The organism is Mesorhizobium sp. Root552 (assembly GCF_001427285.1).
Lineage (GTDB): Bacteria > Pseudomonadota > Alphaproteobacteria > Rhizobiales > Rhizobiaceae > Mesorhizobium.
The window spans coordinates 172,032-197,132 of the sequence record NZ_LMFV01000061.1 but is presented as its reverse complement, the minus strand read 5'-3'; the positions used below and the strand labels follow the sequence as shown (position 1 = coordinate 197,132).

The window sequence follows — 25,101 nt, the reverse complement described above, 5'->3', positions numbered from 1 at the left end:
TCCGAACCTGCAATCCTCCCTTATTTTCCGATTTCTGCTCACCGATCCTTAACGCAGCGATTGTATGAGCATTGGCGTTGCTGATCGAATTCTCGTGTGGGACCCATGCTCGAGGCACTGATCTTTGTGGTTTTCCCCTTTTGCATGGTGTTTGCCGCCGTGTCGGACATGTTGTCCATGACGATCGCAAACCGGGTGTCGCTCCTGTTGCTGGGCAGCTTCGTGGTGATCGCTCCGCTGACGGGAATGGCCTGGACAGACCTTGGCTGGCATCTTGCAGCGGGTGCAATGATGTTGAGCGTAACCTTTGCGCTATTCGCCCTGGGCGGCATGGGCGGCGGCGACGCCAAACTCATGGCCGCGACGGCAGTATGGATGGGCTTCGATATCGCGCTTGTACAATATCTCGTCGTTGCCGCGGTGGTTGGCGGCCTATTGACGCTTGCAATTTTGATGTTCCGCAGCTCGATGCTGGCGCCGATTACAAAGGCCAACATGTTTCTGCGCCACTTCGCGGATGAAAAGACCGGCGTTCCTTATGGTATCGCGCTCGGCATTGGCGGCCTGATCGTTTATCCGCAGACGCCCCTCATGATCTGGGCGCTCGAACGGCTGTCGGCCTGATATTTCAAAGCAATTCCGATCTGGAGCTTGCCGCGCTTCCGCAGCGGGCCGCGCCAGCGCCTGTTCGGTACAATTTATATAAACGTTAAATTAATCACATTCGTAAGCATTGCATTAACCATAATTTGACGATTGCGGCTGCAAAGTCTCGCCTGGCTGAATGGTTTGCCAAGGGCGAGGTTCAAGCAGATGCCTGCATCCCGATTGATAATTCTGGGCGTGGCCGCAGTTGCTGCGGGCGGCGCGGGGTTTGTCGCCAAGAACATGGTGGCTCCTCCGCCGGCACAGGTGGTCGTCAGCCCCGGTCCACAGTCTCCTGCCGTTCCTGTGCAGGAAGTGGCTATCCTGTCAGGCGACGTCGCGATGGGAAGCCCGCTGGGCGACAATATAAAGTGGGCGCCTTGGCCAACCGGCACGATCGACCCCAATTTCATTACGCGGGCCAACGAACCTGACGCGATCGAAAAGCTGAAAGGCTCGGTCGCGCGCATGTCGATGTATAGCGGCGAGCCACTGCGTCGGGTCAAGCTGATCGACGAAGGTCAAAGTTTCATGTCGTCGATGCTGCCCGCAGGTGCCCGGGCCGTTGCGACTTCGATTGCCGCAGATACTTCCGCCGGCGGCTTCATCCTGCCGAACGATTTCGTCGACGTCATCATGACCCGCCGCTCGGACGCGGTTGGCGGGGGCACTGGTTTCAGCACTGAAACCATCCTGAAGAACATACGCGTACTCGCAATCGACCAGACCATCCAGGAAGACGAGGAAGGCAAGAAGACCAGGGTCGGCCAGACGGCAACCCTGGAACTCACGCCCGAACAGGCAGAGATCATCACCGTGGCGCAGCAGATGGCCGACCGGCTGACACTTGCGCTGCGATCCATCAAGGACACGCAGGAGACAAACCTGGACCAGGCCGACTATCTCGTGAACGGCGCAGGTCGCCGCGGCACGGTCCGGTTGATCAGGTCAGGCGAAATTTCCGAAGTGGGGGCAAGGAAATGATGTCATATCGCAAACTGCCGGCCACGCTTGCCGCGACACTGGCCCTGGTGTTCGTTGGGGCGAGCACGCTTCCGACAACCGATGCGAACGCGGCGGGAGGCACCCGGGTGGGTGCCACGTCCGCGAACCAGCGCGTCAAGCTGGGGCTTAACAAATCCGTCGTCATCGACCTGCCGAGCGATGCATACGACATTCTGGTGGCCAATCCCGCCGTTGCCGATGCGGTAACCCGCACCTCGCGGCGCATTTACCTGTTTGGCAAGTCGGTCGGGGAAACCAACATCTTCGTGTTCGGTCCCAACGGCGAACAGATCGTAAGCCTCGACCTCGCTGTCGAGCGCGACGTTGCCGGCCTCGAAGATTATCTCGAGCGTTTCATTCCGGGCTCGGACATCAAGGTCGAGTTGCTGAACGACAACGTTGTCCTGACCGGGACCGTCGAGACACCGCTGGACGCCAAGCGCGCCAGCCAGTTGGCGCAGGCCTTCGTCAAGGGTGGCGAGGCAACGACCGGCCAGTACTCGCAGACGGCCGCCGGTGGGTCCGCCAATGGCGGCGTCGATATCGACAATCCGGACTCGGAGCGCCAGGTAAGCGCCATCATTAACATGCTCCAGATCATGGGCGAGGACCAGGTCACGCTGAAGGTGACGGTCGCCGAGGTCAGTCGCTCCGTCATGAAGCAGCTCGGCGTCAACATGATCGGCAACGGCGGCAGCAACGGCATCGTCTGGAGCGCCCTGAGCCAGACATACCCCGGCCTCGGCAAGGTTCTTTCGGACTCAAATCTGACGATCGGAAACTCTGACCTGCGCGCCTACTTCAATGCAATGGAACAGTCGGGTGTCATGAAGACGCTGGCTGAGCCGACATTGACGGCGATCTCTGGCGAAAAGGCCACCTTCAAGGTTGGCGGCGAATACAACATCCTGAGCCAGGCCAGCAACGAGCAGAACGACGACGGCACCTCCGAGCGCACCTATACCCATCGAACGGTCGAATACGGCATCGGTCTCGAATTCCAGCCGGTCGTGCTTTCAGCTGGACGCATCAGCCTGAAGGTCAGGACTTCGGTTTCCGAGCCGACGACCGAAGCGTCGATCTCCATGCACGACTCGAACATCATCTCGATCCGCAAGCGATTGGCCGACACCACCGTGGAATTGCCTTCGGGCGGCTCCATGATGATCGCCGGCCTCGTCCGCGACGACATCCGGCAGGCTGTCAACGGCCTTCCCGGCCTGACCAAAATTCCGGTGCTCGGCACCTTGTTCCGCAGCCGGGATTTTGTCCGCAACGAATCCGAACTGGTGATCATCATCACGCCTTATCTGGCTCGCCCGGTCGCTCGAAACGATCTTGCCAAGCCTGACGACAACTTCAATGCCGCAAGCGACGGCGCCGGCATGTTCCTTGGCCGCGTCAACCGGGTTTACGGCACCATGCAGACGGATAGGCCCGCAGGACGCTATCACGGCGTTGTTGGCTTCATCTACAAATGAGCGGGGAAACGGGCATGTCCAAGACAGGTTTCCAGATGGGGACGACTGCTTCGGCTAAGCGGTCAACCGGTATGACCAGGCTCAAGCCGGCACTGCCAGCCCTGGTCGTGATCGCTACCGCCTTGCTGGCGGGATGCGCAAACCGCGACAGTGTCGTCGTCGGCTCGATCCCCGACGACTATCGCACCAATCATCCGATCATGATTTCGGAGAAGGACCAGAAGCTCGACCTGCCGGTTGCGGCCTCGACCAAGGGCATGACCCAGTCGCAGCGCCAGGTGCTGCTGGGCTTCTATGACGCCTATGACACCAGTGCGGCGCCAGTGCTGACGATCGCGACGCCATCGGGCTCGGCGAACGAACTGGCCGCCCGATCGGCAGCTCGCGATTTCGCCAAACTCGCGACCGCAAACGGTATCCGCCGGGACCGCATCGCGATGGTCTCCTATCAGGCGACATCCCTGGAAACATCGGCGCCGGTAAGGCTGGTCTACACGTCGATCCGCGCGCACACCGACAAATGCGGCCGCTGGCCGGAAGACATTACGGAGACGACCGAGAACAAGCACTACGCCAATTTCGGTTGCTCCTACCAGAACAACCTGGCCGCGCAGATCGCCAATCCGGCCGATCTTCTTGGGCCGCGCAAGCGCACCACGATCGATGCCGAGAACCGCAGCGAGGTCATCGACGCTTACCGCAAGCGCGGAATTCCAGATGAATTCATCCGTACTTCGGAAGTCGAGTACTAGGCCGCGCGAAGTCAAGGAAAGAGCACGATCATGAGCAATCTTGCCTATGAGCCCACGGACGACGCAGGCGAGCTCGCGCAGCGCGAAATCTCCGCCCTGCAGGCGCTGCGGCCGATACCGCGCATCTCCATCCAGGCATTCTGTGACACTGACGGCGTTGCCAATCCGATTGAACGCGCAGCCGAAGATCGCCGCATGGCGAAGGCGCATGTCAAGGTGCACATGGGCGGCATCGCGACGGCGATGGAGTTCTACCAGACTGCGCCGACGCCCAACCTGATCATGCTGGAATCGCGCAGCGAGCCGAAGCAGTTGCTCGAGCAACTCGCGCAGCTGTCGGAACACTGCGACCCCAGCACAAAGGTCGTTGTCATCGGCCATTACAACGACGTCGGCCTTTATCGCGAACTGATCCGCAACGGCATTTCGGAATACGTCATAGCTCCGGTGTCGATGGCGGACATCGTGAGTGTCGTCTCGACGATTTTTGTCGACCCGGAAGCGGAACCGATTGGCCGCTCAATTGCTTTTGTCGGCGCCAAGGGCGGCGTGGGATCTTCCACTGTTGCCCACAATGTCGCCTGGGCGGTCTCGTCCCTGTTCAAGTCAGAAGTGGTTGTGGCCGACCTCGACCTGGCCTTTGGCACCGCCAACATCAACTTCGATCAGGACCCGGCCCAAGGTATCGCCGAAGCGGTGTTTTCTCCGGAGCGGATCGACGAGGTTTACCTTGACCGCCTGCTTGCACAGTGCGCCGAACACCTGTCGCTGCTGGCTGCGCCATCAACGCTGGAGCGTGTCTACGACTTCGATTCCGATGCATTCTCGCAAATCATCGATACCGCACAGCGCACGGCGCCTATCCTCGTGCTCGACGTTCCCCACATCTGGAGCGGCTGGAGCAAGACCACGCTCATGAAGGCGGATGAGGTCGTCATCACGGCGACGCCCGAACTGGCCAACCTCCGCAACACCAAGAACCTGATGGACATGCTGAAGCGGCTGCGTCCCAACGATCCGTCGCCGAAGTTGATCATCAACCAGGCCGGCGTGCCGAAGAGACCTGAAATCACCGCGCAGGATTTCGCCGAACCACTCGGCATAACGCCGATGGCAGTCATCCCCTTCGAGCCGCAACTGTTCGGCAACGCCTCCAACAACGGGCGCATGCTTGGCGAGATGGACACAAAGAGCCCGGTGGTCGCCACGATCAACGAAATCGCTCACGTGCTGACGGGGCGCAGCGAGATCAAGGTCAAGAAGCGAGCCGGGCTGGGCAACATTCTGGGCAAGTTGAAACGCGGCAAGTAACGGTCGCTGGGCGGGACGGGTAGTCGATCATGTTTGGCAAAAGAGGCAACGACGATGCCGGCAGGCCGGTGACACCGCGGCCGGCTCCTGCATCTCCGCCGCAAAAGACGAATGACGGGGCGGCCGCGCTGGTTGCAGCCAAGCCGGTGGAGGCGAGCGCATCGGCAGCGCCGCGCCGCACCGTGGAAGCCCCGCCGATGGCCCCGGAGCCAAGGTCTGCCCAGCGCGAGCGCAACGAAAGCTACTACGATACGAAGAGCCAGGTCTTTGCGGCGCTGATCGACACGATCGACCTGTCGCAGCTTGCCAAGCTCGACCCCGAAAGCGCGCGCGAAGAAATTCGTGATATCGTCAACGACATCATTGCGATCAAGAACTTCGCGATGTCGATCGCCGAGCAGGAGGAACTGCTCGAAGATATCTGCAACGACGTCCTGGGTTACGGTCCGCTGGAGCCGCTTCTGGCGCGCGACGACATTGCCGATATCATGGTCAACGGCTCGCGCAACGTCTACATCGAAGTCAACGGCAAGGTTGAGCAGACCGGCATCCGCTTTCGCGACAACCAGCAGCTTCTCAACATCTGCCAGCGCATCGTCAGCCAGGTTGGCCGTCGTGTCGATGAATCCTCGCCGATCTGCGACGCGCGTCTTCCCGACGGCTCTCGCGTCAACGTTATTGCACCGCCGCTGGCTATTGACGGCACCGCGCTCACCATTCGTAAGTTCAAGAAGGACAAGCTGACGCTTGATCAGCTGGTCAAGTTCGGCGCCATCTCCCCGCAGGGCGCTGAGGTCCTGAAGATCATTGGCCGCGTGCGCTGCAACGTCGTGATTTCTGGCGGTACGGGTTCCGGCAAGACGACGCTGCTCAACTGCCTGACCAACTATGTCGACCGCGACGAACGTGTCATCACCTGCGAAGACTCTGCCGAATTGCAATTGCAGCAGCCACACGTCGTGCGCCTTGAAACACGCCCGCCCAACCTTGAGGGCGAGGGCGAAGTGACGATGCGCGACCTGGTCAAGAACTGCTTGCGTATGCGTCCCGAGCGCATCATCGTCGGCGAAGTGCGCGGACCGGAAGTGTTCGATCTTTTGCAAGCGATGAACACGGGCCATGACGGCTCGATGGGAACGATCCACTCCAACAGTCCGCGCGAATGCCTGAACCGCATGGAATCGATGATCGCCATGGGCGGTTATTCGCTGCCGCAGAAAACGGTGCGCGAGATCATTGTCGGCTCCATCGATGTGATCGTCCAGGCTGCCCGCCTGCGCGACGGTTCGCGCCGCATCACGCACATCACCGAGGTGATCGGTCTCGAAGGCGATGTCATCATCACGCAGGATCTGGTCGTCTACAATATCAAGGGCGAAGACGCGAGCGGGCGTCTGGTCGGCGAGCATGTGTCGACCGGCATCGGCCGGCCGCACTTCTGGGATCGCGCCCGCTACTACGGCGAGGAGCAGCGCCTCGCCAACGCTCTTGAAGCGATGGAGAAGCGCGCTGACTGAACGAACCCGGCAGCTGGGGCCTGACATTCATGTTCGGAATTGACAGTACCGTATTGGCATTCGTCTTGCTTGCCGGCCTTAGCGCCGGCGCCATCGCTTATGCGTTCCTGTTCAGCAGGATCAGCGACGAGAAAAACGTCGACAAGCGTCTGCAATCGATCAAGGCAGCAGAAACAGACCGTGCGGTTGTTAAGGCTTCGCGCGACCGCGTGGCCGAGGCTGCGAGGCGGCGCAAGTCCGTGCAGGATTCGTTGAAGGAACTGGACGACAAGCAGCGCGCCCAGAACGTCAATGTCAAGAAGCCGCCCCTCAAGGTCCAGATCCGCCAGGCCGGCATGAATGTGACGATCGAGCGGTTCTATCTCTATTCGGTTGTGTGCGGCCTGGTTGTGACCTTGCTCGCCTTCGTGGCCGGGCTGCCGCTGATCGTTCTGCCGGGCGTCCTTGTTGTCAGCGCGTTCGGTTTGCCGCGCTGGTTCGTCTCGTTTCGGCGTGGCCGCCGCGTGAAGGCGTTTCTCAAGGAGTTTCCAAACGCGCTGGACGTCATTGTTCGCGCCGTGAAATCAGGCTTGCCGCTGAACGACGGGATTCGCCTGATTGCCAACGAATCGCCTGAGCCGGTAAAGACCGAGTTCCGGCGCATCGTCGATTCCCAGCAGATGGGGCTTTCTATTCCCGAAGCGACGTTGCGCATGCCCGAAACGATGCCCTGCACGGAGGCAAGTTTCTTCGGCATCGTCATCCAGATCCAGTCGCAAGCCGGCGGCAATCTTTCTGAAGCGCTGGGCAATCTTTCCCGCGTGCTGCGCGACCGGAAAAAGATGAAGGCCAAGGTTCAGGCCCTGTCGATGGAAGCGAAGGCTTCGGCCGCAATCATCGGCGCGCTGCCGTTCATCGTCGGTCTACTCGTGTACTTAAGCAGCCCGACCTACATCATGCCGTTGTTCACAACCAGCACGGGACACCTCATTCTCGGTGTGTCGGCCTTCTGGATGTCGATCGGCATTTTCGTGATGCGCAAGATGATGAACTTCGAAGTCTAGGGTCAGGTCCTGACCCTGGCATATCGAGCCAATTGATGAGCAGCCACCCATGACCGACCAAGTCATCAAGACCCTGACCGATCCGACCTTCCTGATCGCCCTGCTCGTCGGCATTGCCGTGTTCGCCACCGTTTTCACGGTGCTTCCGGCTTTCGGCGGCAATCAGCTGAAGGCTCGCATGAAATCCGTAGCGCTCGAGCGCGATGAACTGCGCGCCAAGCAGCGCGCTTGGCTGGCCGCAAATGCCGAGAAGCGCAGCAGGGGAGGTGGGCTGCGCGAAGAGCAGTCGGTCGGTATGCGCAACATCGTCGAGAAACTCGACCTGAGACGCCTGCTGGCTGACGAGAACACAATGCGCCAACTCAGAGTGGCGGGTTTTCGCGGGCAGAATCCGCTGACCAAGTTCCTGTTCTTCCGCCTTGTCCTGCCTTTCGTGGGGTTGGCGCTGGCTGTCTTGATCATCTTTGGCCTCGGCTACCTGGCCGACAAGCCGACAATGATAAAAGTGCTGGTTTGCGTGGTTTCTGCTTATGCTGGTTTCTACGCGCCGATCCTCTACGTTTCGAACAGGGCGACCAAACGCAGGCAGTCGATCCAGATGGCTTGGCCGGATGCGCTCGACCTGATGCTTATCTGCGTGGAATCCGGCATGTCGGTCGAGGCCGCCATGCGCAAGGTGGCCGACGAAATCGGCGTACAGTCGGTAGAGCTTGCCGAGGAGTTCGTGCTGACGAACGCGGAACTGTCGTTCCTGCAAGAGCGCCGCCAGGCGTATGAAAACCTCGCCACGCGCACGGGTCTGGACTCAGTCAAGTCGGTGGCGCAGGCCCTGATCCAGGCGGAGCGCTACGGCACGCCGGTAGCGCATGCCTTGCGCGTGCTTGCCAGCGAAAGTCGCGACATGCGGCTGAACGAGGCTGAGAAGAAGGCCGCGGCCCTTCCGCCCAAGCTTACGGTGCCGATGATCCTGTTCTTCCTGCCGGTTCTCTTTGCCATCATCCTCGGCCCGGCCGGCATCCAGATCAGCCAGCGCGGCGTATTCGGCGACAAGCAGAATACATCGTCTGATACGAACACGCCGCAATAGTCGAAAGCGTATCCAGACAACAAAAAGGCCGTTCCGCGACATCGGGGAACGGCCTTTTGATTTGTCTCACTGGTCGCTTGCAGGCTTCCGGGCCTTGTTCAGGCCCGAGTCGAAAGGTCAGTTGGTGGTGGGCTTTTCGCCGTCCTGCGCCTTCAACTGGCTCCAGGCGTTCTGCTGCGACAGCATCGAACGCAGGTAGGTTACGTTGGCTTGCGCCTGCTCGGGCGCCAGTTCCTGCGAAGCTATCTGCTCGGCCTCTTCGAAACGGCCCTGCAATCCGACCACCAGCGCAAGGTTCTGGCGCACCCGGCTGTCAGAATTCGGCTGCTGGGTTGCTGACCGCAGATAGGTCTCGGCGGTCTTGAGGTCGCCGCTCAGCACGTAGGACATGCCGAGATTGGACAGGATGGATGGCTCGTTCGGCTTGAGGTCGAGGGCCTTGCGGTAGATCTGGCGCGCATCTTCCTTCTGCCCGATCTGATCGAGGATCGCGCCTTCGGCCGACATCAGCCGCCAATCGGGATATTCCGGTGTCTGCGCACGGCGCACGGCGTCAAGTGCCGGCTCAAGCTGGCCGTTGGCGGCCAGAGCCTTGCCGTAGGCTGCAAGGACGTCCCGGTCTTTCGGATAGGCGATGGCAAGCTTGCGCATGACCGCCAGCGACTGGTCGGCGTTGCCGTCCATCTGCAGCACGGTCGCGAACTTGATCGCAGTGGATTTATCGTTGGGGTTGGCAGCGTAGGAATTTCCTAGCTTTGCCGCGGCATCGCGCAACTGGTCGGTCGACATCGTCTCGATGGGCTGGCCGCTGGATCGCGAAATCGAGCCTGTGGTCATCTTGCTGGTCGATGCGCACCCGGCAACACCAGCCATCAAGGCAACTGCGAATGTCGTTGCAAGCAAACGCCTGTATGTCGCGGTATTTGTGCGCGTGAGCGGCATGGGAGCTAGACCTTCCGTTCGTGGCTGCGGCCATTCGAATGGCCGACTTCCCTTGGTGAGAAATATTCTGTTAACCCTAATTGTTGGTTAACGAGGCCGACTCGGGGCTTGGGTCGGAGGGGGAAAAATGGCGGTCGAGCTTGCGCCGAACAAATTTGCCAAGGCCTTGCCGGTTCACCTTGTGGCCAAGGACAGTTTGGAGACGGCGGGGCTCTCTCTTTCCACCGTGGTTTGGGCCAAGGCCAACGGATTTTCTGGCGAAGCGGGCAAGGTTCTCGTCCTTCCGGGGGAGGGTGGCGGTGTAAGCGGCGCGCTGTTCGGCGTCGGCAAGGGCGAGGGGGCGCTGACAGTCGGCGCCTTGGCAAAGGCTCTGCCGGAAGGAGACTGGCAATTCGCCACGGTGCCGCACAATCCCGAACTGGCCGCACTGGCGGTCGTCCTCGGCGGCTATGTTTTTACGCGCTACGGCAAGAAACCGAGCCGTGCCCTGCGCTTCGGATTGCCGGCCGGCGCCGATGCGGCAAGGGTGCGCCGCGTTGCCGACGGCGTTTTCCTCGCGCGTGACCTCGTCAATACGCCGACAAACGACATGGGTCCCGATGCGCTTGAAAAGGCGGTGCGTGACCTCGCAACCATCCATGACGCCGACGTCCGGGTGACGGCCGGCGAATATCTCCTGCGCAAGAATTTCCCGATGATCCACGCGGTGGGGCGCGCCTCTTCGCAGGCGCCGCGCCTCATCGATATGCGCTGGGGGTCCAAGTCCGCCCCCAAGGTGACCTTGATCGGCAAGGGCGTGTGCTTCGACACCGGCGGCCTCGACATCAAGCCTGCCGCCGGCATGCTATTGATGAAGAAGGACATGGGCGGCGCAGCCAACGTGCTGGGGCTGGCATCGATGGTCATGGCGGCCAAGCTGAAGGTCCGGCTGCGCGTTCTTATCCCTGCGGTGGAGAATTCCATTTCCGCCAACTCCTTCCGTCCCGGCGACGTTTTGATGAGCCGCAAGGGCACCACGGTTGAGGTCGGCAACACAGACGCCGAGGGCCGCCTGGTCCTTGCCGATGCGCTGACGCTGGCCGACGAGGACGAGCCGCAGATGCTGGTCGACATGGCGACCCTGACGGGAGCCGCGCGGGTGGCGCTCGGGCCGGACCTGCCGCCTTTCTATACGGACGACGAAAAGCTGGCCTCGGATATTTGCAGCGCTTCCGTGGCGGTGGAGGACCCGTTGTGGCGCATGCCGTTGTGGCGTGCCTATGATGCCAAGCTGTCGTCGAAGATCGCCGACATGAACAACGTCACCAGCGACGGTTTTGCCGGTTCGATCACGGCGGCGCTGTTCCTGAAACGCTTTGTCGAAAAGACGCACGCCTGGGTGCATTTCGACATCTTTGCCTGGAACCCGGTCGATCGCCCGCATGGACCTGCCGGCGGCGAGGCGCAAGGCATAAGGGCGCTGGAAAAGGTGATCGTCGATCGCTTCGGGTGAATTCAGGTAAGGACGGCCTGCGGACATTCAACCCCAGCGCTCCTTTGAATGAAACGGAACCGAAACAATTTGCCGCGATAGTGGACGGATGTCGATTACCATGCGTCCGATCCAGGCATTGCGGCTGTGGCAGCAGGTGGCGCTGCACGCGGTCAAGGACGATGCGCCAGACCTGACCATGCGCCAGATGGCGATCCTGTTCACGATCTATCTCGACCCGCCGCCGCACACGGTGCGCGGACTGGCCGCCAAGCTCAACGTCACCAAGCCGGTGATTACGCGCGCTCTCGACACGATGGGAGCGATGAAGCTGGTGTCGCGCCATCGCGACGAGAAGGACAAGCGCAACGTCCTGATCCGCCGCACCGTGGAAGGTGCGCTCTATGTCGAGCGCTTCGGCGATGATATCATCGCCAAGGCCCTCGACCTTCCCCTGTGATCGTCCCCTGTGATCGTCCTTTGTGAAAGCAGCTTGCCTTGACCGTCCGCGATACCCGCCTGCACGCCTTCCGTCCCGATCTTGCCGATGCCCGCCTCGAAGGCGAGGTCGTTGCCGAGCGCTTCGTCGCGGGGACGCCTGCGAGGGTTTCGGCGCCGGTTGCCGATGTCTTGAAGGAGCCGGCCGAGGGTGCCGGCATCAACACGCAATTCCTGTTCGGCGACGATGTGCTCGTCTTCGAGGCCGCCGGCGGCTTTGCCTGGGTTCAGGCGGAGCGTGACGGCTATGTCGGCTATGTCAGGAAAGACGATATCGCGGAACGGAGCGGAGGACCGACGCATATCGTATCTGTGCCGCGGACGTTTCTTTATCCCGGACCGGACCTGCGTTTCCCGAGGGCAGGTGAACTGTCGATGGGCTCGGCGGTGACGGTGACGGGCGGCGCCGAGACGCGCGGCACCCAATATGCGGTGCTGGAGGGCGGCCAGGCGGTGATCGCCAACCATCTGATGCCGGTGGCGGACCGCGCCGCCGACTACGTTGCGGTGGCCGAGACCTTCCTTGGCACGCCCTATCTTTGGGGCGGCGTTTCCGGCTTCGGCATCGATTGCTCCGGCCTTGTCCAGCTTTCCATGCGCATGGCCGGCCGTGACGTGCTGCGCGATTCCGACATGCAGGCGGCGGCACTTGGAGTGCCACTCGATCCGGGCGTGGATTTTTCCGGCCTGCGCCGTGGCGACCTCGTGTTCTGGAAGGGCCACGTCGCCATCATGACCGATGGCGAAAACATGATCCACGCCAACGGCCATACCATGCTGGTGTCGCGGGAGGGCCTGCGCGAGGCCATTGACCGTATCGGCTACCTCTATGGCGGCCCGACCGGGTTCAGAAGGCCGTAGGGCATATTTGTTCATCGCCACGCCCGCTTCCTCTCCTTCGTCATCCTCGGGCAAGCCTGAGCGTAGCGACAGGCGCGACCCGAGGATCCATGTCGTGAGGGTCGGGTTGGGTGGTTCCGAATGAGGGGCCTTCTTTTGCGCCATTTGCGTGCTGCCGGGATCTCACGGCATGGATCTTAGGGTCTGCGCGACGGCCTTCGGCCTGCTCCGCCCTAGGATGACGAAGAGATGGGTGTGCTTATTCATCGCCACGCTGCCTTTCGGCCCTAGCCATTGTCAAAGAACTGACCTCATCTGAGAGGTCGGGAGGACGGGCGGCCGTTCGGTCGCTCGTTTAGTTAAGTAGTGCGGCCTTGCGGCCGCCCGTTCATCACCCAGCCGCACACCGTCATGCGACCAATCCGGCACCGACGCCCTTCCCTGATACCCGGTGCGCACCAGGTCTCCCGCAAGGGCGATGGCATGGGTATGTCGGAAACGGCGAGGGTGGGGATAAGTGGGGTGAGAGTTTTTTGCGGAGGCGAGGCAAATCAAAAGTTTGGCTGGGTGGTGTGGATGGATTTGTCCACTATTCGAGCAGAAGCGCCACAGGAATTGTACCCCCCTCTGGCCTGCCGGCCATCTCCCCTCAAGGGGGGAGATCGGCAGCTTCAAGCTTGCAGCCGCCTCTGTGACCTCAGTACCGGATGAAAGCATGGCAATCGAGTGATCCCCCCCTTGAGGGGGAGATGGCCGGCAGGCCAGAGGGGGGTGCTTGGCTATGCATCCCGATCGGCAACCGGATCCACCCTCTCTACGTTGGGGAGGGCAAGAGGCGGCACTGCCGCCTATCGCGCAATGGATATCCCGAACATTCCGTTCTCGCAGCGCTCGGTAGGATGAGGGGTGAATCTTGACGACGCGGAAATGTCACTTGCCGCTGCGGCGCAGGTGTTCGTCGAGGCGCGGCATGATTTCCACGAAATTGCAGGGCATGTGGCGGTAGTCGAGCTGCGCTTTCAGGATGCCGTCCCAGGCATCCTTGCAGGCTCCTGGCGAGCCGGGCAGCACGAAGACGAAGGTTGCGTTGACGACGCCGCCGGTGGCGCGCGACTGGATCGTGGAGGTGCCGATCTTGTCGTAGGAGAGGCGGTGGAAGACTTCCGAGAAGCCGTCCATGCGCTTTTCGAAGATGGGTTCCAGCGATTCCGGCGTGACGTCGCGGCCTGTGAAGCCGGTGCCGCCGGTGGTGATGACGACATCGATGCCGTCATCCTTCGACCACGCCAGAACCTTGTCGCGAATCTTGTCCTTGTCGTCGGTGACGATGTCGCGGGCAGCCAGTGTGTGGCCAGCCTCCACGATCCTGTCGGCAAGTGTCTGCCCCGATTTGTCGTCGGCAAGCGTGCGGGTGTCGGAGACGGTCAGCACCGCGATGCCGACGGGAATGAATGCGCGGCCTTCGCTAGCTGTCGCCATTGCCATCGTTCTCCCATGCCATGCTGCGCGTCGCGGCGACGAACCAGCCGGGGTGCCTGGCTCTTAGGGCAACGGCGGCGCGCTTGGCGACGTTGCCGGTTTCGAACAGGCCGAAGCAGGTCGCGCCGGAACCCGACATGCGCGAAAATCCCGATCCCGCCTTGTCGAGAGCCTTGAGGACCTGTCCGATTACGGGCTGGACTGCAAACGCCGCCGGTTCAAGGTGATTATGCGTGGTTTCAAGCCAGTTTCGAAGTGAATGGAAATCCACTTTCGATGGAAGGGCGGGCAGGCTTGCGTTGTCGCGCTGCTCAAGCCGCTGGAAAATGTCGGGGGTTGATACCGCAACGCCCGGATTGACGAGGACCAGCGCCAGTGCGGGAAAGCCCGAAACGGGCTCGAGTTCCTCGCCGATGCCTGTTGCGACCAACGGGCGGGCAGTCAGGCACATCGGCACGTCGGCACCCAGCGTTCGGGCGATTTCGGCCAGCTCCTGCTGCCCGAGACCACAGGCCCATATCTGGTTCAGGGCCTTGAGGACGGCGGCCGCGTCGCTTGACCCGCCGCCGACGCCCGAGGCGACGGGCAGGTTCTTTTCGAGGCGGATCGAGATCGGGGGCAAGTTGGAAGCGCAAGCCTGCCTCAAGGCATCGCGGGCGCGAAGGACAAGATTGCTGCCGTCGTCAGGCAGGCCGGGGCCGAACGGGCCGGTGATCGAGAACGCATCCGCAGCCGCCGGTTCGAGATGGAGCCGGTCGCCAAAGCGGGTGAACACCGCCAGGCTTTCGAGGGTGTGGTAGCCGTCAGGGCGTCGGCCTGTGACGTGCAATGCAAGGTTGACCTTGGCAGGCGCAAGCACAGCCTCGGCCAGCGGCTCAGCCGGCGTCATCATAGGCTGAAGCGCGCTCAATCCTTGGACAGCCGGTATTCACCCGTTTCAGGATCCTTGACCAGCGTGCCGTGGGCACCGTTGGCGGCCTGTTTCTCCGCACGGCGGATCTTTGCGGTGACGCGCTCGGCCTCCCTGACGAAGGTGCGATAGCCGACATAGGCAACGACGCCGATGATGGCGAAGAAAATGATCTGCGGCATGTCAAAACTCCTCCAACTCTGCGTCGATCCCGATGGATCGATGGGTCGGGTGGTGCATCATCGTACCCGGTTGCGGCCCCGTGTCAAAGGCCGAACCGCGCCCAAAGCGCGCGTTCTTGTGCCGCATCGATGAAACCATCGGCAGCGCTGGCCGCGATATCGGACGAAATGCGGGACCCAAAGGGCGAGAAACGCGACAGCAGCCCGCGCTGGGCGCTGATGAGCTTGAGCTGGGTCTTGGGTCCATAGCGCTCCTTCAGCACCGAACGCATGTCGCCGAGTCCGTCGACGAGGCCGAGCTCCAGGCCCTTCTTGCCGGTCCAGAACAGGCCGGTGAACATGTCGGGATCGTCCCTGAGCTTTGCGCCGCGCCGGCTGCGGACCAGATCGATGAAGGTGTCGTGGATTTCGAGCTGGAGGGCTTTGAGCCGATCCACGTCTTCCTTCTTTTCCGGCTTGAAGGGATCGAGAACGGATTTGTTCTTGCCGGCGGTGTGGACGCGGCGCTCGACGCCGATCTTCTTCATCAGTTCGGGAAAGCCGAATGAGGCGGAAACGACGCCGATTGAGCCGACGATGGAGGAGGGGTCGGCGATGATCTCGTCGCCCGCAACCGCAATCATGTAGCCGCCGGAAGCTGCGACGTCTTCCACGAAGACCAGCACTTTCCTGTTCTTCTCGACGGCAAGGTCGCGGATGCGCTTGAAGATGAGGCGCGACTGCACCGGCGAACCGCCCGGCGAATTGATCGAAAACGCGACCGCAGGCGCTTCGAAGGCGAAGGCTTTCTCGATCAGCCCGGCGGTCGTGGCCAGCGAAAGCGAGGGCCGAAACTGGCCGCCGCCGGTCATGATGGCTCCGTGCAGGCGCACGACGGGAATGGTGACAACGCTTGAACGCCATGACTTCGGCAGCATGCGATTGATGAGGCGTTTCAAGGCAAAGGTCTCCGTGGTCGTGCGGGGCATGTAGGCATTCGGGCGGCTACCGCAATGCCGTCAATCGCCGAAAAGCGACGCAAGTCCGTTGTTGATCATGTCGGTATGCTGGGAAAAGCGGTCGCCATGCGTGTCGTGCAGGACAAGCGGCGGCTGTAGCGAAAGCTTGCCGCGCGCGCCGCGGATGGCCCGGACGACGATGCGGATGGCGGCGGCATCGGCGCGCGGGTGCACGGCCAGGATTTCGGTGTCGCCGAAGCGGCCCGAAAGCGCATCGAGGATGGGTCGCAGCGATTCCGGCCGCGCGATGATGGCGATGCCGCCGCGCGGGCGGGTGACGGCGGCCGCACTTCGCACCCAGCTTTCGAACAGGCCGTCTTCCATGACATGCGCCTGCCGCTTGAGATCGTCGGGCGTGGCCCTGTCCCAGGCGGCGTTGAAGGGCGGGTTCATGATGACGAAATCGAACGAATTGTCGGCAAGGCCGGCGGCGTTGCGAGCCGTGCCCACGAGCGTAACATCGGCGCGCAGCACCGACGCGCGATGGCCGAGATGGGCATTGGCGGGGTGGGCGAGCGTGGCGTCGGCAAAGGCCGCCATCTCCTCCGCGCGCTCGACGAGGACGGCGCTGGCGCTGGAGCAGCGGGTGAGCGCGGCAAGGCCGGCGGCGCCCGCGCCTGCACCGAAATCGGCCAGCCGGCCGGCGAAAGCGGAGGGGACTGCGGCGGCCAGCATCATGGCGTCCATGCCGGCGCGGTGGCCGCTTTTGGCCGGCTGCACCAGCCAGAAGCGCCCGCGGTGGAAGGCATCCACGGTGTGGGCCGGCATTACGTCAAGATCGGCCTCGGTGCTCATGGTTCGCGGATTTCGTTGGCGATGCCGGCATCGGTGAGGATCTTGCGCGCGGCATCGGCCTTTTCGGCATCGACCAGGATGCGGCGCGGCAGGATGCCGAGCGAGCCGTCGAGCACGCTCATGTTCTGGTCGGCGACGAGAAAGGCAATGCCGGCGTCGCGCATCAGCGACTCCACGAAGGAGATGATGACGGCATCGTTGGTGCGGACAAGTTCAATCATGGCGCAGGTTCGCAGGTTGCCGCGCTGATGTAAACGCAAGCGGGGCCGAGCGCCAGTGCCGGGCGTCGGTCATTTCTGCCGGAAATGCGCCTTCAGCCGGTCGATATCCTGAGCCGGCCAGCCCTTGACGTCGGTGACCTCGATCCATGCATCGATATAGTGCTGCGGCGCGTAGACATGGCCGTGGCCCATCGGGGCGGTGGTGGCGGTCGCCATGTCGACCAGCAATTGCAGGAAGCTGACGACGGGATACCAGCGCAGCGACGGCGAGACGTCCGGGCCGCGCGGCTCGCTCATCCATTCAGGCGCGCGGTAAAAGGACAGCGGGTCGAAGAAGGTGACGGAATCGCTGGCGTACTGGAGATAGACGACGCGCATCGGCCCCCAATGCGCGCCGGCAATGGCGAGCGCGTTTTGCTGGCTGGTGAAGCGCACGTAGGAGCCGTCGCGGAAGCGCGGCAGCCAGAATGGCGAGCCTTCGTTGCGCCGGTTGGTGATCGAGCGCCATATGCTGCTGGAGAAGGGCGGGCCGCTCAGCAATGCTCCCTGGTAGGGGTCGGCCAGGACCTCGAACAACTCGTTGGAGCGCTCGGTGTTCATGGCCCCCAGGCTGAGTCCGTAGAGGTAGAGCTTGGGCCGGTGGTCCTTGGGCAGCGTGGTCCAGTAGCCGTAGATCTCGTGGAAAAGCGCGCGCGAGGCTTCGCCGCCATAGCCCGGCTCGACAAGCAAAGAGAGCCAGCTTGCGAGGTAGGAGTACTGGATCGCGGCGCTGGCGACATCGCCGCCGTGCAGATATTCGAGCGTATCCATTGCCGCGGCATCGACCCAGCCGGTGCCGGTCGGCGTGACGATGACGAGGACGGAGCGGTCGAAGCCGCCGACGCGCTTCAACTCGTCCAGCGCCAGCCGGGCACGGGCCTCGGGCGTTTCGGCGGAGTTGAGGCCGGCATAGACGCGGATCGGCTCGCGCGCTTCGTGTCCAAGAAATGCGCCGATATCCTTGGCGAACGGGCCGGAGGCGATGAATTCGCGGCCCGCACGGCCAAGGTCGTTCCAGTCCAGCAGCGAGGCCGAACTTCCGGTCTTGGCCGGGTCGGTCGGCTGAACCGCGTCCGTCTCGATCAATTCGTCGAAGGCGCGGTAGGAACTGTCGGCGACGTGCAGGGCGTATCTGAGCAGCACGCCGTTGGCGAGGCTGGTGAAGATGGCGAGTGCCGCAGCGACACCGATGACGTTGGCGACGCGGCGCGGCACATAACGGCGCAGGCGTCCGGCGATGAGGCGAAGGGTGAGTTCGAACAGGCGGGCGACGACAAGAAGCAGCGCAAAGGTGACAAGCGCGATCAGCGCAATCCTGAGCGGATACACGCTGTCGACCGGCTCCATCCCCATGAGGTCGCGGATCGAGTTCTGCCAGCCCGTCGCCTTCCACAGGAACACGAACGCCACGAGGGCGCAGATTGCCGAAGCGCCTTGCTTGATCCATGTGCCGACGCTGCCCCTGGGTTGCGGCAGTTCCAGATAAGACCACAGCCACGAGGCAAAGACGCCGATGCCGTAGCCCGCGCCGAATGCGAACCCTGAAAGGACGCCTTGCACGAGATAGGCGCGCGGGATCAGCGACGGGGTGAAGGAGGCTGCGAAGAACAGCGTGCCCAAAAGCAGGCCAGTCGTCGAAAACGACAGCCAGAGCCGTGAAGCGAGGTTCTTGATCATGCTGCGGCTCTCGCGATCCGGGAGGGGGCTGCTACGTCACCAACCTAATGGTGCATCGTGCAAAGGGAAACCCTTGGCGCCGGACGCCGCGCCAATTCGCCACTTGCCGTAGCTGTGCCATCTCCCTAGAGTCTGGCGCGGTGGGTAGGCGCCGTCGCAGGCTTTTTTCAGACGGGAGTTCTGGTTGGGTATTGTTGTCAATCTCGAGGGCGGCAAGCGCGAAGCCGCTTCAATCAAGGATCTGATCGATCTGACCGCTTCGGACATGGGGCGTGTCAACGAACTGATATTGTCCAAGGCCGGCTCGGACGTGCAGATGATCCCCGAGGTTGCCAACCACCTGATTTCCTCGGGCGGCAAGCGCCTGAGGCCGATGCTGACGCTGGCTGCGGCGCAGATGTTCGGCTATTCCGGCGACAGCCATATCAAGCTCGCGACCAGCGTCGAGTTCATGCACACCGCAACGCTTCTCCATGACGACGTTGTGGATGAAAGCGGCATGCGGCGCGGCAAGAAGACCGCGCGCATGATCTGGGGCAACCAGGCAAGCGTGCTGGTCGGAGACTTCCTGCTCGGGCAGGCGTTTCGCATGATGGTCGATGTCGGATCGCTGGACGCGCTGGATATCCTCTCCTCGGCCGCATCGATCATCGCCGAGGGCGAGGTCATGCAGCTGGCGGCGGCCAAGAACCTCGAGACCACCGAGGACGAACATTTCGCGGTGATCAAGGCCAAGACCGCAGCGCTGTTTTCAGCCGCCGCCGAAGTCGGGCCGGTGATCGCCAATGCGTCGCGCACGGACCGCGCCGCGCTGCGCTCCTACGGCATGAATCTCGGCCTCGCCTTCCAGCTGATCGACGATGCGCTGGACTACGGCGGGTCGAGCCAGGATCTCGGCAAGAATGTCGGCGACGATTTCCGCGAGGGCAAGGTGACGCTGCCGGTGATCCTCGCCTACCGGCGCGGTTCGGCTTCCGAGCGTGCCTTCTGGAAGAAGGCAATCGAGGAAAATGTTGCCGACGATGCCGGCCTGGAAAAGGCGATCGGCCTGATGGCGCGCCACGGCGCGATCGCCGACACCATCGGCAGGGCACGGCACTTCGGCGAAATCGCCCGCGACGCGCTGGCGCCGCTGGAAGCGACGCCGCAGAAATCGGCGCTGATCGATGTCATCGATTTCTGCATCAGCCGCGTGAACTAAGAAGCTCCTTAGCCGACGGCCTCTTTCCAATCCTTGTGGGAATGGGAGCGGTCGGCCAGCGTTTCGATGACGCGGCAGTCGCCGATGCGCCCTTGGGCGCATTCCTCGACCATTTTCTTGAGTTCCTTGCGCAGCGCCTTGAGGCTGGCGATGCGCTGGTCCACTTCCCTGAGCCGTTCCTTGGCGATGTGGTCTGCCTGTGCGCAGGAATGATCGGGCTTATCCTGAAGCGAAAGCAGCGTGCGGATCGCATCGACTTCGAAGCCGAGTTCGCGCGCATGGCGGATGAAGGCGAGCCGGGCTACTGCCGGCTGTCCGTAGCGGCGCTGCTGGCCTTCGGTGCGCAGCGTCTCCGGCATCAGGCCAATCTGCTCGTAATAGCGGATGGTCGGTATTTTCACGTCCGCGCGCCGCGCCAACTCGCCAATTGAAAAGGCCATGAAAAATCCTCTTGATCCTCTAGTCACTAGAGAGATTACGGTGATTTTCAAATGGAGTCATCAAAGATGAGCGAACAGTGTTGCGGCCATGGCCAAGCGGAGGGGAAGGAGCAGCATTCCCACGCCAATGCCCCCGATCACGACCATGCCCACGAAGACGGCCATTCATGCAAGCACGATCATGAGCACTCGCATTCGGGGCAGGCCCCTGCAGCGGCGGATTCGGGCCATACTTGTTGCTCCGGCGGCGTGCCTGTTTTCGACGGCATGGACGTTCGCTACAAGCGCGTCTTGTGGGCGGTCATCGCGATCAACGGCGCGATGTTCCTGACCGAGATGACGGCAGGCCAGCTTGCCGGCTCGCAGGCGCTGAAGGCCGACGCGCTGGACTTCCTCGCCGACACCGTAACTTACGGCCTGAGCCTTGCCGTGATCGGAGCCAGCCTGCGTACACGGGCGACCGCTGCGCTGTTCAAGGGCCTGTCGCTCAGCCTGATGGCGGTGTGGGTGTTCGGCTCGACCGTCTACCAGACGCTGATACTCGGCTTGCCGAGCGCCGAGGTGATGGGCGTCATCGGCCTTTTGGCGCTGGCTGCCAACGTGGCCTCGGTGGTGTTCCTTTTGCCCTACAAGGACGGCGACGCCAACGTGCGCTCGGTCTGGCTATGCTCGCGCAACGACGCTATCGGCAATGTCGTGGTCATGGCGGCGGCGCTTGGCGTCTGGGGAACCTCGTCGGCATGGCCCGACCTTGCGGTCGCAGCACTTATGGCCGGTATTTTCCTGACGTCTTCGGTGCAGATTCTGCGCCAGGCATGGGCCGAATATCGGGTTGAAGGTCAACATTCGGCGCTGCCCGCCGAATAAGGTTGCAACCGGCGGGGAGACGATCTGTCCGCCGGTTGCCTGACCGATCAGGCTGCGCGCTTGCCTTCCATCGGTTTCACATTCTGGTTCATCCGGAACATGTTCATCGGATCATAGCGGCGCTTGATCTCGACCAGCCGCCTGTAATTCGCACCATAGGCCGCTTCGACACGATCGACTTCGTCTTCCGGCATGAAGTTGATGTAGGCGGTGCCGGCTGCGAACGGCTTGGCCGCTTCATAGATGCCGCGAGCCCAGCCGATGCAGGTCTTGTCCATGCTGGCCTCGCGCCAACGCGCATGGACGTTCATGACGAAATGCGAGCTTCGCTGCGGGAATGCCGTGGCATGCGGAGGCACGCGGCCTGCCGCACCGCCGACATGGCCGACGAATATCTCGCATTCGGGACCCGGAAGCTTGCGGATGGCCGAGGCGAGCACACCCACCGCCGAATCCGGCAGTTCGATGAAATCGTGGCTCTTCCAGTAGTTGCGGGCACCTGGTGTGAGCAGCGGGTCGAACGCCTGTTGCCAGCCGGTGAAAGGATTCGGGCCGACGACATCGGCGATCGGCTTGCCGATACCGCGCAGGCGCGCCATCGCCTTTTCGCCCTCCTTGATATCGCCGCCATAGCACATGGCCAGAACCACCACCTCCTTGCCGTGCCATTCGGCAGGCAGGAATGGCAGCGGCGGCGCTTGCCGCATGACCACCCAGCAGGTGAGCTCATCAGGGGCCTTTTCCAGGGCCGCGCGATATTCGCGCATGACGTTTTCGACGTCGGCGAACGGATGGACAACGAGACCGGACAGGACTTGCGGGCCGAATTTATGGAGCTGGAAGTCGAATGCCGTGACGATGCCGAAATTGCCGCCGCCGCCGCGCAACGCCCAGAACAGATCCGGATTTTCCGCCACGCTGGCGCGCACAAGCTCGCCCTTGGCCGTGACCACATCGGCGGAATGAAGGTTGTCCAGCGTGAGGCCGAACTTGCGCGTCGTCCAGCCGAAGCCGCCGCCGAGGGTGAGGCCGGAAATACCGGTGGTGGAGTTGATGCCGGTCGGCACGACCAGCCCGAAGGCCTGTGTTTCCTTGTCGACATCGGCAAGCGTCGCGCCCGGCTCGACGGTGGCGCGCCTGCCGGCCACGTCGACGCGCACGGATTTCATCGGCGACAGGTCGATCATCATGCCGCCTTCGCAGACCGCGGTTCCGGCAATGTTGTGGCCGCCGCCCCGCACCGAAACGAGCAGGTGGTTGTCGTGGGCGAAGCGAACGGCGCTGATGACATCGGATGCGCCGATGCAGCGCACGATCAGCCCCGGCTTGCGGTCGATCATGGCGTTCCAGATCGAGCGAGCCTCGTCGTAGGCTGCATCTTCCTTGCGTAAAAGAGTGCCGCGCAGTTGCGTCGAGAGCGCTTCGAGAGCCGCGGCCTTTATGCTTGTCTTTCCGAACTCAAGTGTTGTGAGGGTCAAATCTTTCATGGGTTCCTCCCGATTTGACTGCGGAATGCCCCCCTTTTGTTGCCCAGCGGATTGTGCGCCTATATTAGCAGCCGTACAAGTAAATCACTGTGTCTTCCGGCGGGAACGGCATCGCGCCGTGGGCTCGAAAACCGGATCGAAATGGCGGTGGAATTGCGAGTGACCTGATTGTGACGCGCTGGCGGATTGAAGCTGCATCGCAAAAAGGCCATGCTTTGCCGCGACATGAGGGATTGCGGCGGGTCCCGGCAGGTTGCCGGGGCGCTTTCGGCTGAAAGGAATACGATGCGGCAAAGACGCGTTCGCTGGCTCGCGGGCCTGGCTATGATGACGGGCCTGGTGTTTCCGGGGCAGGCCGCTATCGCCCAGGAAGCGGAAAAGCCTATTGAAATCACTTCGTTTTCCGGCGCTTTCCTGGCTGCCCGCGTAGCTGAAGGCGACAACGACCTCGATAACGCGATCACCTATTACAAGCAGGCGCTGGCCTTCGCGCCCGACGATACGACGCTACAGCAAAGCCTGATGCTGTCGCTGATAGCGCAGGGCCGTTTCGACGAATCGCTGCCCTATGCCGACAAGCTGAAGGAGGTGCCGGACGTCGAGCGCTTCTCGCGCCTGGCGCTGGCGGTCGATACGTTCCGCAAGAAGGACTACGCCAAGGCCGAGTATTGGCTGAAGCTCTCGCTGCAGGCTGATCTCGACCGTCTCATTGCCGGCGTGATGACCGGCTGGGCGCGTGCCGGCGCCGGCGACGGCACGGACGCCATGGCCTATGTCGACAAGCTGCAGGGGCCGGAATGGTTCGACCTGTTCAAGTCGTATCATCGCGCCCTGATCGCCGACGCCACCGGGCTGAAAGACAAGGCGCGCGAGGCCTATGAAGCGACGGTGAAGAATTCGGCGGCGGCGGGTGCGGCGCCCGAGACGTGGCTGCGCTGCGTCGAATCCTATGCCCGCTTCCTTGCCCGCAATGGCGAAAAGGACAAGGCGCTCGAAGCGCTCGACCAGGCCGAGACGTTCGTTTCCGGCAAGATCGAGATCACGGCCCTGCGCGAGCAGATCAGCAAGGGCGACAAGATCGAGCCGCTGGTGGCTGACCCTGCCGAGGGCGTTGCCGAAATACTGATCAACCTGGCGACCGCGCTGAACCGGGGCGGCGGCGAGCCGTTCGTGCGGCTTTACCTTGAATACGCGCTGGCGCTGAAGCCGAACAGCGATACCGCGCTGGTGCAGCTTGCGGCGGTGGCCGAGCAGCAGCGGGACGGCGAGCGCGCGATCAGTTTCTACAAGCGCATTCCTGAAACCTCGCCGTTGAAGGAAGTGGCCGAGCTCCAGCTTGGCCTCAACCTTGCCGACCTCAACCGCAACGACGAGGCGATCGCGCACCTGAGGAAGCTGGTCGAGGCGCGCCCCGACGAAATGCGCGGGTATATCGCTCTGGGCGGGGTCTATGCCTCCAAGGAGGATTTCCGCGCCGCCGCCGACCTCTACGACAAGGCGGTGGAGCGCCTGGCCAACCCGCAGCCGGAGAACTGGAACATCTTCTACCAGCGCGGCATCGCCTATGAGCGGCTGAAGGATTGGCCGAAGGCCGAGCCGAATTTCCGCAAGGCGCTGGAACTCAATCCGGAGCAGCCGCAGGTGATGAACTACCTGGGCTATTCCTGGGTCGACAAGAACATGAACCTCAAGGAAGCGCTGGAGATGATCCAGAAGGCCGTCGACCTGCGGCCAAGCGATGGCTACATCGTCGATTCGCTGGGCTGGGCCTATTACAAGCTCGGCCGCTTCGAGGACGCGGTGCGCGAACTGGAGCGCGCCGTTTCGCTGAAGCCGGAAGACCCGGTGTTGAACGACCACCTCGGCGACGCCTATTGGCGGGTTGGCCGCAGGTTGGAAGCGACCTTCCAGTGGAGCTACGCCCGCGACCTGAAGCCCGACCCGGACGTGCTTGCCTCGGTGCAGGAAAAGCTCGCCAAGGGCCTGCCGCCGATCGAGGCCAACACCGCGCAGGACACGCCGCCGGCAAAGCCCAAGCCGGCGCCGGCGCCGAAGGGGTAAGAGCCGGGACTTCCCGCAGGCGGCGGGAACCGGCCGGAACGGCGAAGTTCGAGGTTGGATTGCGCCGAAGCGACCATTGTCGCATGGCGCGCTCCGGCAGTCTGCCTTGACGCTTCCGGGCAGGGGCACTAGGGAAGGCCGCATCCTGCCAT

24 protein-coding genes are annotated in these 25,101 nt (G+C 62.5%); 14 read left to right on the top strand and 10 right to left on the bottom strand.

Translation table 11 applies throughout. The features are described 5' to 3' along the window. The first annotated feature begins 105 nt into the window (after positions 1 to 105). The 8 genes from ASD50_RS20135 to ASD50_RS20100 all read left to right on the top strand — a co-directional run bounded on the left by ASD50_RS20135 (position 106) and on the right by ASD50_RS20100 (position 8,841). Positions 106 to 624 (top strand): prepilin peptidase, encoded by a 519-nt coding sequence (locus ASD50_RS20135; RefSeq protein ID WP_056245367.1) that lies wholly within the window; start codon positions 106 to 108, stop codon positions 622 to 624. Between the two features lie 189 nt (positions 625 to 813). Then, positions 814 to 1,629 carry a Flp pilus assembly protein CpaB gene (gene cpaB, locus ASD50_RS20130; protein ID WP_056245364.1) on the top strand — a complete coding sequence of 272 codons (816 nt, stop codon included), beginning with the start codon at positions 814 to 816 and terminating at the stop codon, positions 1,627 to 1,629. Further along, positions 1,626 to 3,131, top strand: a complete 1,506-nt coding sequence (locus ASD50_RS20125) for a type II and III secretion system protein family protein (protein WP_056245361.1) — start codon at positions 1,626 to 1,628, stop codon at positions 3,129 to 3,131. The genes cpaB and ASD50_RS20125 overlap by 4 nt, the downstream gene beginning before the upstream one ends. A gap of 14 nt (positions 3,132 to 3,145) precedes the next feature. Next, positions 3,146 to 3,883 carry a CpaD family pilus assembly protein gene (locus ASD50_RS20120; RefSeq protein WP_056245818.1) on the top strand — a complete coding sequence of 246 codons (738 nt, stop codon included), beginning with the start codon at positions 3,146 to 3,148 and terminating at the stop codon, positions 3,881 to 3,883. A gap of 30 nt (positions 3,884 to 3,913) precedes the next feature. After that, positions 3,914 to 5,194, top strand: a complete 1,281-nt coding sequence (locus ASD50_RS20115) for an AAA family ATPase (RefSeq protein ID WP_056245355.1) — start codon at positions 3,914 to 3,916, stop codon at positions 5,192 to 5,194. A 29-nt stretch (positions 5,195 to 5,223) separates the two neighbouring features. Next, positions 5,224 to 6,711, top strand: a complete 1,488-nt coding sequence (locus ASD50_RS20110) for a CpaF family protein (RefSeq protein WP_056245352.1) — start codon at positions 5,224 to 5,226, stop codon at positions 6,709 to 6,711. Between the two features lie 29 nt (positions 6,712 to 6,740). Next, positions 6,741 to 7,754, top strand: coding sequence for a type II secretion system F family protein (locus tag ASD50_RS20105; protein ID WP_056245349.1), 1,014 nt, complete (start codon positions 6,741 to 6,743; stop codon positions 7,752 to 7,754). A gap of 49 nt (positions 7,755 to 7,803) precedes the next feature. Further along, on the top strand, positions 7,804 to 8,841 hold the full coding sequence (locus ASD50_RS20100) for a type II secretion system F family protein (RefSeq protein WP_056245347.1): 1,038 nt from the start codon (positions 7,804 to 7,806) through the stop codon (positions 8,839 to 8,841). A gap of 117 nt (positions 8,842 to 8,958) precedes the next feature. Here the strand turns inward: ASD50_RS20100 and ASD50_RS20095 are convergent, their stop codons facing one another. Then, on the bottom strand, positions 8,959 to 9,783 hold the full coding sequence (locus ASD50_RS20095; protein ID WP_056245342.1) for a tetratricopeptide repeat protein: 825 nt from the start codon (positions 9,781 to 9,783) through the stop codon (positions 8,959 to 8,961). 127 nt (positions 9,784 to 9,910) lie between these two features. On the opposite strand from ASD50_RS20095, the gene ASD50_RS20090 reads away from it, so the two are divergent. From ASD50_RS20090 to ASD50_RS20080, 3 genes are all read left to right on the top strand, one after another. Next, positions 9,911 to 11,275 carry a leucyl aminopeptidase family protein gene (locus ASD50_RS20090; RefSeq protein ID WP_056245341.1) on the top strand — a complete coding sequence of 455 codons (1,365 nt, stop codon included), beginning with the start codon at positions 9,911 to 9,913 and terminating at the stop codon, positions 11,273 to 11,275. Between the two features lie 88 nt (positions 11,276 to 11,363). After that, positions 11,364 to 11,714, top strand: a complete 351-nt coding sequence (locus ASD50_RS20085) for a MarR family transcriptional regulator (RefSeq protein WP_056245338.1) — start codon at positions 11,364 to 11,366, stop codon at positions 11,712 to 11,714. A 38-nt stretch (positions 11,715 to 11,752) separates the two neighbouring features. Then, positions 11,753 to 12,613, top strand: a complete 861-nt coding sequence (locus ASD50_RS20080; protein ID WP_056245335.1) for an NlpC/P60 family protein — start codon at positions 11,753 to 11,755, stop codon at positions 12,611 to 12,613. Between the two features lie 909 nt (positions 12,614 to 13,522). Here the strand turns inward: ASD50_RS20080 and moaB are convergent. The 7 genes from moaB to ASD50_RS20045 all read right to left on the bottom strand — a co-directional run bounded on the left by moaB (position 13,523) and on the right by ASD50_RS20045 (position 18,893). Next, on the bottom strand, positions 13,523 to 14,071 hold the full coding sequence (gene moaB, locus ASD50_RS20075; RefSeq protein ID WP_056245332.1) for a molybdenum cofactor biosynthesis protein B: 549 nt from the start codon (positions 14,069 to 14,071) through the stop codon (positions 13,523 to 13,525). Beyond that, positions 14,058 to 14,963, bottom strand: coding sequence for a 4-(cytidine 5'-diphospho)-2-C-methyl-D-erythritol kinase (locus ASD50_RS20070; protein ID WP_056245329.1), 906 nt, complete (start codon positions 14,961 to 14,963; stop codon positions 14,058 to 14,060). Before ASD50_RS20070 ends, moaB begins: the two co-directional genes overlap by 14 nt. Before the next feature lie 14 nt (positions 14,964 to 14,977). Beyond that, a complete protein-coding gene (locus ASD50_RS20065) occupies positions 14,978 to 15,163 on the bottom strand; it encodes a hypothetical protein (protein ID WP_056245325.1) in 186 nt (61 codons plus the stop codon). An 83-nt stretch (positions 15,164 to 15,246) separates the two neighbouring features. After that, positions 15,247 to 16,101 (bottom strand): S49 family peptidase, encoded by an 855-nt coding sequence (locus tag ASD50_RS20060; protein ID WP_056245815.1) that lies wholly within the window; start codon positions 16,099 to 16,101, stop codon positions 15,247 to 15,249. A gap of 60 nt (positions 16,102 to 16,161) precedes the next feature. Next, positions 16,162 to 16,956: a tRNA1(Val) (adenine(37)-N6)-methyltransferase gene (locus tag ASD50_RS20055; RefSeq protein WP_056245321.1), complete on the bottom strand. Its 795-nt coding sequence runs from the start codon at positions 16,954 to 16,956 to the stop codon at positions 16,162 to 16,164. Further along, a complete protein-coding gene (locus tag ASD50_RS20050) occupies positions 16,953 to 17,177 on the bottom strand; it encodes a DUF2007 domain-containing protein (RefSeq protein ID WP_056245318.1) in 225 nt (74 codons plus the stop codon). Before ASD50_RS20050 ends, ASD50_RS20055 begins: the two co-directional genes overlap by 4 nt. Positions 17,178 to 17,246: 69 nt before the next feature. Continuing rightward, a complete protein-coding gene (locus ASD50_RS20045) occupies positions 17,247 to 18,893 on the bottom strand; it encodes an alpha/beta hydrolase (RefSeq protein WP_056245314.1) in 1,647 nt (548 codons plus the stop codon). A 184-nt stretch (positions 18,894 to 19,077) separates the two neighbouring features. On the opposite strand from ASD50_RS20045, the gene ASD50_RS20040 reads away from it, so the two are divergent. Continuing rightward, positions 19,078 to 20,094 carry a polyprenyl synthetase family protein gene (locus tag ASD50_RS20040; protein ID WP_056245309.1) on the top strand — a complete coding sequence of 339 codons (1,017 nt, stop codon included), beginning with the start codon at positions 19,078 to 19,080 and terminating at the stop codon, positions 20,092 to 20,094. Positions 20,095 to 20,102: 8 nt separating this feature from the next. Here the strand turns inward: ASD50_RS20040 and ASD50_RS20035 are convergent, their stop codons facing one another. After that, a complete protein-coding gene (locus ASD50_RS20035; RefSeq protein ID WP_056245306.1) occupies positions 20,103 to 20,534 on the bottom strand; it encodes a MerR family transcriptional regulator in 432 nt (143 codons plus the stop codon). A gap of 66 nt (positions 20,535 to 20,600) precedes the next feature. On the opposite strand from ASD50_RS20035, the gene ASD50_RS20030 reads away from it, so the two are divergent. Further along, complete coding sequence (locus ASD50_RS20030; RefSeq protein ID WP_056245304.1) at positions 20,601 to 21,401, top strand: cation transporter; 801 nt, start codon at positions 20,601 to 20,603, stop codon at positions 21,399 to 21,401. A 47-nt stretch (positions 21,402 to 21,448) separates the two neighbouring features. Here the strand turns inward: ASD50_RS20030 and ASD50_RS20025 are convergent, their stop codons facing one another. Next, complete coding sequence (locus ASD50_RS20025) at positions 21,449 to 22,888, bottom strand: FAD-binding oxidoreductase (protein WP_056245300.1); 1,440 nt, start codon at positions 22,886 to 22,888, stop codon at positions 21,449 to 21,451. Positions 22,889 to 23,173: 285 nt separating this feature from the next. Here ASD50_RS20025 and ASD50_RS20020 point away from each other — a divergent pair, with 285 nt between their 5' ends. Then, positions 23,174 to 24,949: a tetratricopeptide repeat protein gene (locus tag ASD50_RS20020; RefSeq protein WP_056245813.1), complete on the top strand. Its 1,776-nt coding sequence runs from the start codon at positions 23,174 to 23,176 to the stop codon at positions 24,947 to 24,949. The last annotated feature ends 152 nt before the right edge of the window (positions 24,950 to 25,101 follow it).